The organism is Acidobacteriota bacterium, from assembly GCA_035529075.1.
GTDB lineage: Bacteria > Zixibacteria > MSB-5A5 > GN15 > FEB-12 > DATKXK01.
Genome location: DATKXK010000010.1, coordinates 107,456 through 123,388 on the forward strand (window position 1 = coordinate 107,456; position 15,933 = coordinate 123,388).

Below are 15,933 nucleotides of genomic sequence, written 5' to 3' on the forward strand. Positions count from 1 at the left end.
AGGAGTGACGATATGATCAAAGCGATGCGCACCGCGGCGACCGGCATGATGTCGCAGCAGATGAACGTTGACAACATCGCCAACAATCTCGCCAACGTCAATACCACCGGCTTCAAGAAGAGCAAGCTCGAGTTCCAGGACGTGCTGTATCAGAATCTCCGGCGTGCCGGGGCCGCCTCCGCCCTCGGTGCCCAGGCGCCGACCGGGCTGGCTATCGGCTATGGAACCCGTGCCTCCGCCACCGTTCGTCAATTCACCACCGGCGACCTGCAGCAAACGGGAAACCCGTTCGACATGGCTCTCGATGGCGACGGTTTTTTCCAGATTCAGAGACCTGACGGCACCACCGCATACACGCGCGACGGTACCTTCAAGCTCTCCAGCGACAGTCGCCTTGTCACCACTGACGGATACTACCTCCTGCCGGAAATCAGCGTGCCGGAGGATACCGTCTCAGTGGCGATCGGCAAGGACGGCAGCATTGAGGTACTGCAGTACGGCCAGGACGAACCGGCTCAGATCGGGCAGATCGAGTTGGCTCGCTTCGTGAATCCGGCCGGTCTGTCAGCAATCGGGCGAAACCTGCTCGTCATGACCTCGGCCTCCGGTGATCCGATTACCGACGTGCCGGGTCAGGGCGGTCTCGGCGAGATCGACCAGGGCTACGTGGAAATGTCCAACGTCAGCGTGGTCGACGAGATGGTGAATATGATTGTCGCCCAGCGGGCCTACGAAATGAATTCGAAGGCGATACAGACCGCCGACGATATGGCGTCGGTGGCCAACAACCTGAAGAGATAAAAATATGAAACCCTCGTCTGTAGCCGGTGCGGTGCTGCTGTCGCTGGCACTGGCCGTAACCGGACATACCGTTGCCGTCGACGATCTGGTCGTGCAACGGTTATACGAGGACTACAGCCTCGACACGCTTCACTACGCCGTGGAGGTTCTGTCCAATCCGCTGAGGGAGATGGATGTCGACCCTGAGCAGGTGGCCTTGCGCCCCCTGACGCGGAAGGAACCGCTGGGACTGTTCACCGTCCTGGTGGAAGTGACAGACGGCGGGGCGCTCATAAAGCGAGGCCAGGTCCGGCTCCGCGTCAGGAAATACGCCGACGTTCTGGTAGCCGCGGGCAGACTGGTCCGCCATGAACCGCTCACTGCCGACAGGCTGGTTAAGAAAAGGATGGAGGTGACCTCCTTGCGGGAGCAGCCGGTCACTTCGGTCGACCGGATCAACGGGTGCAGGTTGGCGCGGAATCTCAGCAAGGGACAGATTCTCACCGCCGGTGCGATCCAGCCGGTGCCTGACATTGACGTCGGGCGGGAGGTCTCCATCGTTATTGCCAGCGGACTGTGCACGATAACGGCACCGGGCCGCTCGCTTCAGGCCGGTCTGACCGGCTCGTACATCAGAGTAAAGAACATGGCATCGGGCAAAATCCTTAACGCACGCGTTGTCGACAGCCTCTCCGTCGCGGTCGACCCGTAACGCGCGCCGACGCCGAAGGCGCGAAAGGAGACACATGAAGAAAATCATCATATTGCTGGCTATCCTGCTGCTGCTGCCGTTCTCTCTCAAGCTCAAGGGACAGGGATTCGGTCGTGACCAGTCGTTATTCTCCGATATCAAGGCGCGCCGGGTCGGTGACATCCTTACCGTCATCATCGTCGAGCAAAACCGCGCCTCCAGCCAGGTCGAGTCCAAGACGGAAAAGAGCGGTAACTCCCAGCTATCCGGCGGCCCGGGCGTCGGACCGCTCCTGCGCCATATCCCAATCTTCAGCGCCGACGCCAAAATGAAGAACGATTTCGAAGGCAAGGGGGAGAACCTCCGCACCGGGACCATCATGGGAAAAATTTCAGTAACGGTAGTGGAAGTGCGGGAGAACGGCGACCTGGTGGTGGAAGGTTCCCGCGTGATCGGCATCTCGGGCGATAAGGAGACGCTTAACCTTACCGGTGTCGTGCGGCAAAAGGACATTGCCGCCGATAACAGCGTCCAGTCATACCAGATCGCCGACGCCGAGGTTGTTTACACCGGTAAAGGCAATACCAACACCGGGGCCCGACCGGGCTTCATAGCCCGGCTGGTTAACTGGATCTTTTAGGAGACCGCCATGCTCAGTGCCATATACAATCACCTGTTTCTTCCGGCGGGATTCACCGCCGTGCTGTTCTTCCTGTCGCTGTGGCTGCCGGCGGCTGCCGAGGGCGCCAAGGTCCGGATCAAGGACATCTGCTCGTTTCAGGATCGGCAGGAAGTCGCGCTTCTCGGCTACGGCCTGGTGGTGGGTCTGGACGGGACCGGCGACGGGACCGGGACGCAGTTCACCAGCCAGTCAATGGCCAACATGATGGAGCGTCTGGGCGTCACGGTCGATCAGAGGAAGCTCAAAGTCAAGAACGTGGCCGCCGTAATGGTCACGGCGCGCCTGTCGTCGCAGCAGACGGCCGGATCTACCATAGACGTCACCGTGTCGTCCATCGGTGACGCCTCGTCTTTGCAGGGGGGGACGTTGCTGTCGACACCGCTTTCGACGCCGAGCGGCGTCGTGCGGGCCACCGCCCAGGGCGCGGTGTCCATCGGCGGCTTTAACGTACAGGTCGACGAGGCCAACAAGATCGTGAACAACTACACGCTGGTCGGAAGAGTCCCGGGGGGCGGTACCGTGACCGATCCGCTGGCGCCGACCCCGGGCAGCGACCGCGAATTCATCCTGTCGCTGCATGACCCGGATATGACCACGGCGCATCGGACGGCGCAGGTGATCAATATCAAGTACGGGACGGTCGCCTACCCGACCGACGGCGGTGCCGTTCGCATCGTCATCCCGGATTCGCTCATGTATCCGACGCTTCGGTCCAAATTCATGTCCGATATCGGGCACCTGCGCATAGTGCCGGACAACGTGGCCCGCGTGGTGATCAATGAAAGAACCGGCACCATTGTGGCCGGCGAACACGTTACCATTGCTCCGGTAGCGGTCGCGCACGGGACGATCACGGTCGACATCCGTTCGCGCCCGATAATATCGCAGCCGCAGCCGTTCTCGGAAGGCGAGACGGTAATCACGCAGGAACCGTCGATCACCGTAAATCAGGAACAGGCCCGGGTGGTGAACCTCAAGGGTTCCGTTTACCTCAAGGACGTAGCCGGGGCTTTGAACAAGATCGGCGCTACCCCCCGTGACATTATCGCCATTTTCCAGGCCCTCAAGCAGGCCGGGGCGCTGCGCGCCGAACTGGTGATCCTCTGATGATCTCGTTGGCCAAAACCGCCCCATCACTCCTGAAGCAGACCGGCCTGGACCGGCTAAAAACGCAGCAGGCGGCAGACATCGAGCAGGAGAAAGCCCGGCTCCGTGAGGCCACGCGGGAGTTCGAGTCTTTCTTCATGTACTACCTGCTCAAGAACATGAGAAAAACGATTCCCAAGAATGAGCTGACCCGGACCGGCGGGCTTTCGGAGTCCATGGGCAGCGACGTTTTCACCGATCTGTTTGACATGGAGGTGGCCCGCAAAATAACCAGAAGCAACAATCGGTCGATAGCCGAAATGCTGTACCAATCGCTCGAGAAGCAGACTGAAGCCCGCTTTGGTCAGCCCGGGCCGACACCGGACGCCGCCCCGGGAATCTCCCCTGAGCCGAAAGGTCTTAAGCTGGACAGGGATCACATCGAGTTGCCCAACAGGGACGACCGGCAAATACCGCGGCCGGATGCGGTCCGGAGCCTTCCCGTATCACAGGGGCCGAGACGGGTCCGTCATGATCCTATCCTGGCCAAGTACGGTCCCGATATTTATCGGGCTGCGGCCGAAACCAAGCTGGATTCGGCGCTTATCGCTTCGGTCATCAGGGCTGAATCCAACGGCGACGCGCGTGCGGTCTCGACCGCCGGGGCCCGGGGCCTGATGCAACTGACCGACACCACCGCACGCGAAATGGGCGTCACGGACGTCTTCGACCCGGCGGCAAACATCAGGGGCGGCAGCCGGTATCTGCGCCAGCTGATTGATCGGTACGGAGACGTGAAACTGGCCCTGGCGGCCTATAACGCCGGCCCGGGGAACGTTGACCGTTACAAAGGGGTTCCTCCATTTAAGGAGACGCGCCGGTACGTCGCGCGTGTGATCAGGCTGATGGCCGCACACACGGCGAATTCGAGTGCCTCGAACTCTAAAGTGTCACACAGGTAAAGCCGATAGAAGGAGTACAGGACGTTGCAGCCAATATCGGACATGCTTAATCGGTTGATAGACATAATCGGTCGTGAAGCCGCCCTCTTTGAGTCCTTCCTCGAGTTGCTGGACCAGCAGAAGCGGACGCTGGTTTCCAATCACCTTGAGGGCCTGAACGAAGTCACCGATAAACAGCGTGAGAAACTGGTCGAGAGCCGGTTGCTCAGCAGGGAGCGCGACGAGCTTATCCGTCAGATCAAGGCCGCCAACAGCCTCGAAGGGGACGTAACCGTCACCAGGCTTCTCGAGTTCGCGGACAGGGACCAGGCGGAACGCTTGACGCAGCTCAGGGAGATCATTCTCGACATGAACGATCGAATCGCCCGGGCCCGGAACACGAACGCGATGCTGTTAAACCAGTCGCGCGAGTTCATTGCCCGCACGATGACGGCGCTGTCCAAGATAAAGAACCCTGACCATACGTACGCCGCCGACGGTGCCGCCGCCGGCAAAGGCTCCAACGTGGCCGTGGACAGGAGGGTATGATGCCGGGCTTGTTTCAGGGATTGGAAATCGGAAAGCGCGCACTGCTGTCACACCAGGTGACGCTCCAGACCATCGGTCACAACATCGCCAACGTCGACACTCCCGGTTACACCCGCCAGCGGGTCCGCATCTCGTCCGCCCTGCCGGAAACCCTCACCTACGGCTCGGTGGGGATGGGTATTCAGGTTGACGACGTCCGCCAAGTGCGCGACCTCTTTCTCGGCCAACAGTACCGCGAGGCCAACAAGGCGATGGGCCAGTGGACGTACAAGCAGAAAACAATGTCGCAGATCGAGTCGCTGTTCAACGAGCCCCAGGACAACTCCCTGAACGACTACCTCAACCAGTTTTGGGACGCCTGGTCGGATCTGTCGACGAACTCTGATTCGAGCACCCATCGACAGATGATACGGACCAAGGCCAACCAGTTCATCAACGGACTGCACCAGTTGGCCAAGCAGCTGACCTCGCTCCGCGACGCGATCGACCGCGACCTGACCGACATGACCAAAGATGTCAACCGCTTGACTGCCGAAATTTCGCAGCTGAACCAGCAGATAAAGACGACCGAGCTGGGTGGCAGGAAGGCCAACGATTTGCGGGACGCCCGTGATCGGCTGATCGACGAGCTGTCCAACGTCGTGGACGTGCGCACGGTTGACAAGGCCAACGGGGCCAACATCGTTTACATGGGTGCCATGGTGCTTGTCGACGGCTCTGACTCGTTCGATATCGACACCGTGGCCGAGAACGAGGCGGGCGTAACCACGCACCGGGTGGTCTGGAAAGGGACCGACGTCACGCTGGCCAACATCGACGGTCAGCTGGCCGGCCTGACGGAATCGCGCGACGAGATTATTCCACGGTACCTCGAAGAGCTTAACGCACTTACCAGGGAACTCGTGGAACGGGTCAACACCATCCATCGTTCCGGCTACGGATATCAGAACGGTTCCACTGATGTTGCTTTTTTTGACCCGCGGTTTACCGACGCCGCCACGATCCGGCTGAACGCGGATATCGAGCAGGACATTAACAAGATCGCCGCCTCGTCCACCCCGGACGGCGACAACCTGATTGCGTTGCAGTTATCCGATTTGCGGGACGTGACGGTAATGACCGACAACACGATGACGTTCAACGACTATTACAGCGGTCTTGTCGGCGGACTGGGCGTCGAGTCGCGTGAGGCGACGTCGTTCTCGGACAACTATGAACTTTTGCGATACCAGGTTGAGAACGCCCGGCAGTCGGTCCAGGGCGTATCGCTGGACGAGGAGATGACCAATCTGGTCAAGTTCCAGCACGCCTACGATGCAGCCGCCCGGGTCATCACGGTGATGGATGAGGCGCTCGACGTCGTCATCGGGGCCATGGGCATAGTGGGAAGATAACATTTCAGGCCCCTCGGGGCCGAGCAATACACCACGGAGGGTGACTTGCTGATACTAACACGGAAGTTGGGCGAATCTATCACCATCGGCGATGACATCAAGGTGTCGATCCTTGGTGTTCGTGGTCGCCAGGTACGCCTGGGGATAGAGGCGCCAAGCAGCGTCGTCGTTCACCGCGAGGAGATCTATGTCAAGATCCAGGCCGAGAATCGAAAGGCATCCAAGACGATCAAGGGTGACCTTCTCGGCGTCGTCAAGATGATCAAGGACAAGATCGGCGGGTCTTCGCACCGCACCGGATCCTCGGTGGTCGACTACAAGGACAGTCCGTCCAAAAAGAAACACAGCGGTTAGTCCGAGCGGCCGGCGGCGGCCGGGACTGAAACCGGCGCCGGAACCCGGGAGAGGCGGCAATGCGCATAACCAACGGAATGATGGCCTCCCAGGTCGTCTTCAACATGCAGCGGTCACTTCGGCGCTTCACCGACATGCAGACCAACATGTCGTCGGGACGCCGGATCAACAAACCCTCTGATGATCCGCTGGGAACGCTGCGGGACCTGGGGTACCGGACGGAACTGGCCAAGATCGCCCAGTACAGCAAGAACGTGACCCAGGGACTGACCTGGATGACCACGTACGACTCGGTTCTCGCCGACGTCAAGGACATCGTCTCATCGGCCAAGGAGGTCGCCATTGCGATGGCCAACGGCAACTACGACGCGGCGGCACGGGAAGCATCGGCGCAGGAGATCCGCTCGATGATCGAACAGCTCGTACAGCTGGCCAACACGGAACTCGAGGGACGCCGCGTCTTCTCAGGGTTCAGGACAAAGGTCACCCCGTTCGAGGTGTCGGGCAACGGTGTTCTGTATCGGGGCGACCGGGGGGAGATCCAGTTCGATGTCGAGTCCTCGTCCCTGATGACGATCAATCTGGACGGCGCGTCCGCGTTCCTGGAACGGCTCTGTATTCTCGGCGAGGACGCCGACCTTCAGGTTGGCGTCACCGGACAGACTTTGCTGGCTGACCTGCACAACGGCAACGGCATCGATCAGGGCTCGTTTACCATCACTGACAGGAATCTCGATTTCCTTCCCGTCGCGACCGTGGATATCAGCGGCGCGACCACCGTTGATGACGTCCTGACGCTCATAAATGCTGAACTCACTGCCTCCGGAATCACCAACCTCGTGGCTCGTCTTGGTGATGAAGGAAACAACATAACCCTGGAAGCGACCGAGAACGGCCTGATATCGAACAGCACGCTGTTGAGCGACCTGAACGAAGGCAAAGGTATTGATCTCGAACCGGGAACGATACAATTGACGGACTCCGGCGGCATCGGCGTACAGGTGAATCTCTCCGGGGCGGAGACGATAGGCGATGTCATCACACAGTTCAACGCTCAGCTCGCGGCGGCCGGCGTGGCCAACGTCACCATGGCTGTCAACGCCGCCAACACCGGACTGGTAATCACCGATACCAACGGCGTGCCGCTCGGGTTGACGATCACGGACGTTGACGTGGACAACCACACGGCCTCGGGTCTCGGAATCGTCGGGGCGGTCGACCCGACGCTCGACGGAGATGACCTCAACCCGGTGACTCGCTTCGAGGTGGCCGAGAATGGCGGCACCACGGCGGGTGATCTCTGCGTTCTCGGTGAGTTCCCCGGCACCAGGGTGGGTGAAGATCTTGACCCCGGCCTGCAGGTCACTGATCTGTTGACCAGCCTGAACAACCGGCTGGGCGCCGGCCTGGGCAGCTTTACGGTCTACCAGGGCGGGTCGACTCACACCGTTGACGTGACCGATCCTGCGCTTGTGACCGTTCAGGACCTTCTGGACGAGCTTAACAATTCAGGTCTCGACATCACGGCCTCCATCAACGCCTCCGGTCGGGGTATACAGGTTGTCAACAATGACACCACCAGGAGCTTCAGCATAGAAGAAGACGGTGACGGCCGGACGGCAAAAACCCTCCAACTGTTTGGTTCCAGCGATCTGCTGGGCAGTATGCTGACCCTGCGCAACGCCCTGGAAAAGGACGACCAGGAGGGCACCGGGATGCTGCTGCAGAACCTTGACGACGGGCTGCTGCAACTTCTCAAGCAGCGGGCCACCATCGGTGCACGCACGATTCGTTTGGAGGCAACCGATCGCCGGCTGCTGGACCTGAACCTCAATTTCACCGACCTGCTGTCAAAGACGGAAGATGCGGATATTTCAAAACTCGTCACCGACCTGACGACATATGAAAACAACTATCGGGCCGCGTTGATCTCCGCCGGAAAGATCGTGCAACCGAGCCTGCTGGATTTTCTAAGCTGATAGGGATTAACAGAGGGATGTTCTTATGCTCGTAAACAGCATGCGATTTGGAACGCTGGAAGTGCCTCCACAAAAGCTTATCACTATGGAGCGGCCGGTTCTCGGCTTCGAGTCACTGCGGCACTTCTGCCTGGTCGAGATCGACGAGCTCAAGCCGTTCCTGTGGCTGCAGTCGACCGAGGATTCGGCTGTGGCATTCCTGGTCGTCAACCCGGTGGTCTTCTTTCCGGACTACCGCATCGAGATCAACTCCAACGAGATCGCCGAACTGAAAGTTGATCGCGTCGAATCGGTGGAGACCTATGTTGTTGCGACTGTTCCGGATGATCCGCAGAACATGTCGGTCAACCTTCAGGGGCCTATTCTCATCAACACCGAGAATAACTTGGGCAAGCAGTTGGTGCTTGTTAACTCCGATTACCGCGTGAAGCACTCCCTCCTGCGTGCCCTGGACGAATTGCCGATTCAGGCCGTACAGGAGGAAGAACTGGCCCCCGTCTGATGCCGGTTGTGTCCGGCCACCGGGTGCCGGGATCGGCAGCCCGAATCGATCAGTGCCTTGCAGCCTTGTGCAGGCGCACAGAAATCGGATTTCGAGAGTGAAAGTAGGACACTCACAGGCTCAATCGCGTGGGGCGAGAACGGCGCCCTGCTCCAGCGAAGAACTGACCCGCCGGGCGAACGCCTATCTTCAGGCCGGTGACTTCATTTCGGCCTACCCATCAGTCTCCCAACTGGCACAAATGAACCCTGACAACCCACAGGTGTCGGTCACGGCGGGGCTTATCGCCCTGAAGTGCGATCGCCGCGATGAAGCCGTGGAGCATTTTGAGCGGGCACTGGGAATATCACCGGGGAACTACGATGCCGGGTACAACCTGGCGCTGGTCTACATGGCTCAGGGCGAGCTTCACCGTGCTTTGCACCAACTGCGTCGACTGGCGCACTTCCATGCGGAAAACGCAGAATTACAGAATGACCTGGCCGTCCTGTGGCTGAACGCGGAAAGGCCCTCCCGCGCTGAAGTCAGCTTCTACCGCGCTCTGCGGCTCGATCCGAATTTCAGAAAGGCGCGCAATAACGCCATGGAATATTTCCTCAGGCACGGCCTGCTGGAGCGAGCCCGAAAACTCCTGGCCTTTCAGGGAAAATGCGAATCACTGTCGGCGATCTCCCGGGCCGAGCTTTCGCGATGGCAAGAGGTTCTCGACCGGGCGGCCGCGGGCCCGGGGCCGGAGGAGGCCGTCCAAGCGTCCGGCACAGCCGTCAGTGAATCGGTCGAACCGGCACCGCCTCGTATCGGCAAAATTGCCGTGTTCGCCTCGCACCGGGCGTTTGTGCAGGATATCGTCGCCGCGCTGGGCAGAGGCAACGACGTTCGGTATTTCGAGGGCGACACCGTCGAGCAGATAGCCGAGCTGATGTCATGGGCGGACGTGTCCTGGTTCGAGTGGTGCGATGAACTGCTCATAGAGGCCACCAAACTACCGAAACAAGGCCGGATTATAGCCCGCCTGCACAGCTACGAAGCTTTCACCGATATGCCTTCCCGAGTCGACTGGAGCAAGGTCGACCGCCTTGTTTTCGTCAACGAATCGGTCAGGGATATCGCCGCGGGGCAGATCGCCAACCGGGTTGATACCGTTGTTATCCACAACGGCCTGGATCTCGAGCGGTTCACGATTCCCGAGGACAAACGGTACGGCAAGAAGATTGCCTCGGTGGGCTACATCAACTACAAGAAAAACCCGCCGCTGCTCCTTTACTGCTTCAAGAAAATACACGAGTATGACCCGGCCTACAGCCTGCACGTCGCGGGGACGCATCAGGACTCGCGCATCGCCCTATACTTCGACAACTTCCTGCGTCACTCGCCGCTGCCCGTTACCTTCCACGGCTGGGTGGAGGACATACCGGCCTGGTACGCCGACAAGGATTTCGTCGTCTCGACCTCTTTGTTCGAATCATTCCACTATTCGATTGCTGAAGGCATGGCGTCGGGACTCATGCCGCTTGTCCACAACTGGTACGGCGCCGACCGCCTTTACCCGGATGGCTGCCTGTTTGAAGATCCGGACGGCTGCCTTGAGCTCGTCAAGAAGTATGAGCGCGTCGACCGCCGCCGCCTGGCCGTTGAAAACCGTGAGTATATCGCCCGCAGGTTCAACCTTCGGGACAAGGTGGATCAAATCGCAGGCCTGCTGCTGTCGCTGAAGGGCGAAGATGCGACCGCCGAGAGGGGAGACTGAACCGTGGCAAAGTCCAGGACAGGAAAGGTCACGCGGCACCGCAAGAGCACCGGGCGGCCGCCCGTCAGGAGCGCCGCTACCGCCGGAGCCACCCTCGACAGGCTGTTGATGGCCGTGCGAAGCGATCCGGCCGACGTCGGCGCGGCGCTTGCTCTGGCCCAGTACTACTACGTCAATAACCTCGAGGATAAGGTCCTGTCCGTGCTCCAGCCGCTCGAACGGCAGTACCCGTTCAGCGATGCCGCCCGGCGGCGCAAGTATGACCACCTGATTGCCTTCGGTTACGTCCGTGAGCACGGCTTTGCCGAGGCTGAACCCGTCATCGCACGCGCCCTGGAAGATTGTCCGGAGGCCCTGGACCTGTACTACGCCCTGGCGTACCTCAAAGTATCGCTGCGCGAGTTCGGTGACGCCCTCGAGGCCTGCCGGAAGTATCTTTCCGCGTTCGACGAGTCTGCCGCCGCTCCGGCGGGCACACATTTCACCGCGACCTCCGCGCACCGGTCGCAGTTGCTGAATTTCATGGCCACCGCGTACCGGGAGACGGCCGAGACGGGCCTGGCCATCGAGACATGGCAGCAGGCGATCTCCGCTGATCCGACAAATCACTTTCCGTATCTCAACCTGGCCAACCTCTATATGCAGGAAAAGGACTGCGGCAGCGCGGAGTCGATTGTCAGGGCAGGTCTCAGGGACTGCCGGCAGGTGCAGGAACTCCGCATGCTGGCCTCCAGGCTGGAGAACTCCGCCACGATATCCGCCTGCATGATCGTGAAAAATGAAGAGGAAATGCTCGAGAACTGCCTGAGGTCCATCCGCGACTGGGTCGACGAGATCGTCATCGTGGATACCGGCTCGACGGACAGGACGGTGGAGATAGCGAAGTCCTTCGGGGCTACGGTGTACCACCAGGCTTGGGAAGACAACTTCTCCAGGCATCGCAACTACTCCATGGACAAGGCGACCTGCGACTGGATATTCATTATAGACGCTGATGAAAAAGTCAGGCAGGAGAGCGTTCCGAGGCTGCGGGAACTTGTCAACAGCGGTAAGTACCCCGCATACTGCATTAACGTGTTCAACGTCTACGGGTCGCAGAGGGACATGGTGACGTTCTTGCCGTCCGTGCGGTTATTCAGACGTGACCTCAACCTTCGGTACGAGGGTATCGTTCACAACCTTCTCAACGTTCCCGACGACGTCCCCGTGGCCCGGGTGGACGTCCGGCTCGACCACTACGGGTACGATTTGTCTGAAGAAAAGATGAAACGGAAAGGGGAGCGGACGCGCGGCCTGCTGGAGAAACAGCTCGAGGAAAACCCGGACGATGCGTTTGCGCTTTTCAACTACGCCCAGGTGCTGTTGACCGGGTTCAACCGGTCCATCCGTGACAACGGACCGGTGATCCTTGACGCCGCCGGGCGGGCGGTCGAGTTGACGAATCCGGAGGCGCCAAAGGAACGGCATATTCATTTGATGGGTCTCAACCAGCTCGCCTGGACACACTTTTACCTGAATGACCATGAACAGGCGCTGGCCTGTGCCCGTCGCGCCCTCGAGATCAAGCCCGCCTACCTTGATCCGCTGCTGCTGGTGGGCCATGCCTACAGCCGCCTGGGCCGGTACGACGAGGCGGCCGAGGCCTACCAGGTGTACCTGCAGGCCCAGGAGTCGTTTCATGCCTCGACCGAACACGATAACATCATCCTGTCCCACGTCGACAGCCGCCCTGCAGCCTGCTACGGGTTAGGCATGATTGCCGAGATCAAGGGAGATACCGAGCTGGCCAGGAAGTGGTACTCAGAGACGTTGCGGGCAAAGCCCGACTATCTCGAAGCCAACCGCCGACTCGGCCTGCTGTACCAGCGTGAGGGCAACCTGCCGGAGGCGGAACGATACCTCCGTCAGCAGGCCGAGCGAGCAGGCAATACAAAAGACCTGGCGCTGGACCTGGCCGCGGTTTACTCCGGCCTGAAAGATAACGACCGGGCTGAGGAGTGCTTCCGCCAGGCCATGGAGCTGGCTCCGGAGGACCCGAACGCGCCGGAGCAGTTCGGCCAGTTCTGTCTCACCCTTGAGCGGTACGACCGGGCCGGCGAACTGTTCCAGAAGGCAATTGCCATGGCCGGCGCCACGGAGGCGCTGTCAATCCAGCTTGCTTCGGCCCTTACCGGGGCCGGACGCTGGTCGGAGGCCGCCGGTCTCTATGCCGATCTGGCGGCCCGTGGATCCGCGTCCGGTGAAATCCTCAACGATCTGGGCAACTGTTACTATAAGATGGAAGACTATGCGGCCGCCGAGACGTACTACCAGCAGGCCATGGAGTGCAGTTCCGTCCCCGGTGTGGTCTACCGAAACCTCGGTTTGACCCGTGCCCGGCTCGACAAGCCGAAAGAGGCCATATGGGCGCTGGAAAAGTACCTCCAGATCGAGCCGTCCGAGCATGACTTCCTTCACGTTGTCGGAGACCTGTATGCGAAAATGGGACATTTCGACTCTGCTATGTCCTATTACGAGAAGTACTTACAGCAGAAACCGAACGATCCGCTTGCCCTGTATAATCTATCTGAATGCTATCTCCATATGGGACATACAGATTCGGCGATCATAGGATATCGCCGCGTGCTGCAGATCGATCCTCATTTCAAGCCTGCCCACGACCGCCTCAGCCACCTTTCGCAGCCGGCCGGGAAGGCCTAGATCGCCTGACCGCCCGGCCCTGTGTGACCCACAAAAAAGAGGGGGGAGAACTCTTAAGTCGCTTACCCTTTTGCCGATGAACAGAGTATGACACAAGGATTCGGTGTAGCCAAGCCAATGTAAAGTAAGAGGAGGGTATACCGCGCACCAAGACCGTCCTGTACGCAAACCGATGTTTATCGGAAGAACTCGTATTGGAGACTGATTTGACATAGGAAGTGACGTCATGGAGAACCCAAAACCGATACCAAGCGGTAAGGAAACCTGATACATAGTCAAGGAGGATTGACTGATGTCACTTCGTATCAACCACAACCTGGCGGCTCTGAATGCCAACAGGAACTTGAAGCTGACGAATGATGCACTGACGAAGTCAATGCAGAAACTTTCGTCCGGCTTCCGAATTAACGCAGCGGCAGACGATCCGGCCGGTCTGGTGATTTCGGAGCAGTTCCGCTCTCAGATTGCCGGTCTGAACCGAGCTATCCAGAACTCGGAAGGATCGATCTCCATGATCCAGACGGCTGAGGGCGCCCTCACCGAAATCAACAACCTGTTGATCTCGATGAGAGAGCTGGCTATTCACGCCGCCAACGAGGGCTTCAACGACACCGATCAGTTGGCTGCCGACCAGGCCGAAATTGCCAACGCGATCAAGACTATTGACCGGATCGCGGCCAACACCCAGTTCGGTACGAAGAAGATCCTCGACGGCTCGAAGGATAACATCGCCACCATCACGTCGGCGAACTCCTCGGGCCTGAGCATTATCAAGTCCGGCCTGTCGACCGGCCTGCACTCGATCTCAGCCACCAAGACGGCTGACTCGACGGCGTCGCTGAACACCACCTCGCTCGGTCTGTCGCTCGCCAACACGGACGGCGATCCGGCCAACCTGGTGGAGAAGATTCACAACCTCGACGTGCTGCAGGCCTCCGACGTGGCCAAGAAATCGACCGGTACCATTACCCTGGCGGATGCCTGGGGCAATGACCTGACCCTTGCCGCCGCGGCAACGTCGGGTATGGTCTCGTCAGCCGCCGCTCTGGCGGTTGCCACCGCGGGTAACGTCGGGACCTACGACATCATCCTGAACTACCAGGAGTACGGTGAGTCACCAGCCGGTAATCAGGTGGTCTCGATCGACGTCGCTCTTAACGATACGGCTGCTGACGTCGCCGGCAAGATTGAGTCGCAAATCAATCTGAATACCGAGCTGGCGGGTAGGCTGGTTGTCACAGCGACCGCCGCCGGCAGCCCGATTCGTATCAAGACGGCCAACACCGGTGCCCAGTACACGGTTCGGGTGGAGTCAGTCACGGCTAATCCGGCTGATGCCGGCAGCCAGCTCTTTGACTTCACGGCCGCGTCCTCGCGGGGCCAGTCGGCTAACGTCCTCGAGTTTACCGTCGTGACCGAGCAGTGGGCAAGCGGCAGGACGGCCCAGGCAACGGTGGGGGCGGCCGGCTACAACAGTCTCGACACGCTGATTACGGCCATGAACACGGCCCTTGCCACCACTGGCGGCTCGGGCGGTTTCGGGACCATTATAGGCGGTGTTAACGACATCGTGGCTACGGAGGCCAACACCAACCAGATCCAGTTCTCGACACAGGACGAGGGTTCGGCATACAGCATCAAGCTCAGTGAGCACGCCGGAACCGCGGGCGTCGGGAACCTAATCAACGTCCTGGGGCTGACGACGGACACCCTGCCGAATACGGGGATTGATGCCCTGGTCAGGTTTGACGACTACACCAACACCATTACGGCCGCCAAGTACGGGACCACCCACGACGTCACCTTGTACAACAAGGACGCCGACGATAGCAGCCGTGGTACGGCCACTTTCACGGTGGCAACGGCTCTGAACGGTATCAACGTCGGCAACCTGCTGTTGGATGTCAAGGCGGCCAAGTTCGGCGTCCGTCTGGACGGCGGCCCGGCGAGCTCGGTGACGGCCGGTATCAACTCGACCATTTTCAATGCCAACCGCAGTGAGTCGATCGTTGTCAGGTACGGCCTGGATTCCAACGGCGGTACGGAGACGATCAACAACTTTAACCAGTCGCTGGTCTTCCAGATCGGTGGCAACGTCGGTCAAACGACCGAAATCGGCATCCGTAACATGGCGGCCTCGTCACTGGCCAAGAACCTCGCCGGCAACATGTTCACCTCGCTGGCGGAAATGGACGTGACTACCGTCCAGGGCGCTCAGGACGCCCAGGCGCTCATCGACAACGCCATTCTCGAGGTGTCGACGGCCAGAGGTACTCTCGGATCGTTCCAGAAGAACACTCTGGAGTCCAACCTGAGAAACCTCCGCGTTGCCGCTCAGAACCTGACGGCTTCGGAGTCGCAGATTCGTGACACTGACATGGCGGAAGAGATGTCAGAATTTACCAAGAACCAGATCCTGGTGCAGACGGGCATGGCTATGCTGGCCCAGTCGAACCAGATCCCGCAGGTGGTTCTGTCACTCTTCTAATCGCCATGGCGATAGATGCGATTCGGGGGAGGCTTGACCT

At 59.8% G+C, this 15,933-nt stretch carries 12 protein-coding genes and 1 pseudogene; all 13 read left to right on the top strand.

All coding sequences use genetic code 11. The annotated features are described in order from the left end of the window. Positions 1 to 12: 12 nt before the first annotated feature. The 13 genes and pseudogenes from flgG to VMY05_03770 all read left to right on the top strand — a co-directional run bounded on the left by flgG (position 13) and on the right by VMY05_03770 (position 15,893). The gene (flgG, locus tag VMY05_03710; protein ID HUV30185.1) at positions 13 to 801 is read left to right on the top strand and encodes a flagellar basal-body rod protein FlgG; all 789 of its coding nucleotides are present in this window, start codon (positions 13 to 15) and stop codon (positions 799 to 801) included. A 4-nt stretch (positions 802 to 805) separates the two neighbouring features. Beyond that, a complete protein-coding gene (gene flgA / locus VMY05_03715) occupies positions 806 to 1,492 on the top strand; it encodes a flagellar basal body P-ring formation chaperone FlgA (GenBank protein ID HUV30186.1) in 687 nt (228 codons plus the stop codon). 34 nt (positions 1,493 to 1,526) lie between these two features. Further along, positions 1,527 to 2,111, top strand: a complete 585-nt coding sequence (locus VMY05_03720; GenBank protein HUV30187.1) for a flagellar basal body L-ring protein FlgH — start codon at positions 1,527 to 1,529, stop codon at positions 2,109 to 2,111. Positions 2,112 to 2,120: 9 nt separating this feature from the next. Further along, positions 2,121 to 3,260 carry a flagellar basal body P-ring protein FlgI gene (locus tag VMY05_03725; GenBank protein ID HUV30188.1) on the top strand — a complete coding sequence of 380 codons (1,140 nt, stop codon included), beginning with the start codon at positions 2,121 to 2,123 and terminating at the stop codon, positions 3,258 to 3,260. Further along, positions 3,260 to 4,201: a transglycosylase SLT domain-containing protein gene (locus tag VMY05_03730; GenBank protein ID HUV30189.1), complete on the top strand. Its 942-nt coding sequence runs from the start codon at positions 3,260 to 3,262 to the stop codon at positions 4,199 to 4,201. The genes VMY05_03725 and VMY05_03730 overlap by 1 nt, the downstream gene beginning before the upstream one ends. A gap of 24 nt (positions 4,202 to 4,225) precedes the next feature. Further along, positions 4,226 to 4,729: a flagellar protein FlgN gene (locus VMY05_03735; GenBank protein ID HUV30190.1), complete on the top strand. Its 504-nt coding sequence runs from the start codon at positions 4,226 to 4,228 to the stop codon at positions 4,727 to 4,729. After that, entirely contained in the window at positions 4,729 to 6,123 is a 1,395-nt protein-coding gene (gene flgK / locus VMY05_03740) for a flagellar hook-associated protein FlgK (GenBank protein ID HUV30191.1), read from the top strand. Before VMY05_03735 ends, flgK begins: the two co-directional genes overlap by 1 nt. Positions 6,124 to 6,168: 45 nt before the next feature. Then, positions 6,169 to 6,351, top strand: a pseudogene (csrA, locus tag VMY05_03745) (carbon storage regulator CsrA). Between the two features lie 185 nt (positions 6,352 to 6,536). Next, positions 6,537 to 8,456 carry a flagellar hook-associated protein FlgL gene (gene flgL, locus VMY05_03750; GenBank protein ID HUV30192.1) on the top strand — a complete coding sequence of 640 codons (1,920 nt, stop codon included), beginning with the start codon at positions 6,537 to 6,539 and terminating at the stop codon, positions 8,454 to 8,456. Between the two features lie 25 nt (positions 8,457 to 8,481). Then, entirely contained in the window at positions 8,482 to 8,958 is a 477-nt protein-coding gene (fliW, locus tag VMY05_03755) for a flagellar assembly protein FliW (GenBank protein ID HUV30193.1), read from the top strand. Positions 8,959 to 9,055: 97 nt separating this feature from the next. Next, entirely contained in the window at positions 9,056 to 10,705 is a 1,650-nt protein-coding gene (locus VMY05_03760) for a tetratricopeptide repeat protein (GenBank protein HUV30194.1), read from the top strand. A 3-nt stretch (positions 10,706 to 10,708) separates the two neighbouring features. Then, positions 10,709 to 13,405 (top strand): tetratricopeptide repeat protein, encoded by a 2,697-nt coding sequence (locus tag VMY05_03765; GenBank protein ID HUV30195.1) that lies wholly within the window; start codon positions 10,709 to 10,711, stop codon positions 13,403 to 13,405. Positions 13,406 to 13,697: 292 nt separating this feature from the next. Next, positions 13,698 to 15,893 (top strand): flagellin, encoded by a 2,196-nt coding sequence (locus VMY05_03770; protein HUV30196.1) that lies wholly within the window; start codon positions 13,698 to 13,700, stop codon positions 15,891 to 15,893. Positions 15,894 to 15,933: the final 40 nt, after the last annotated feature.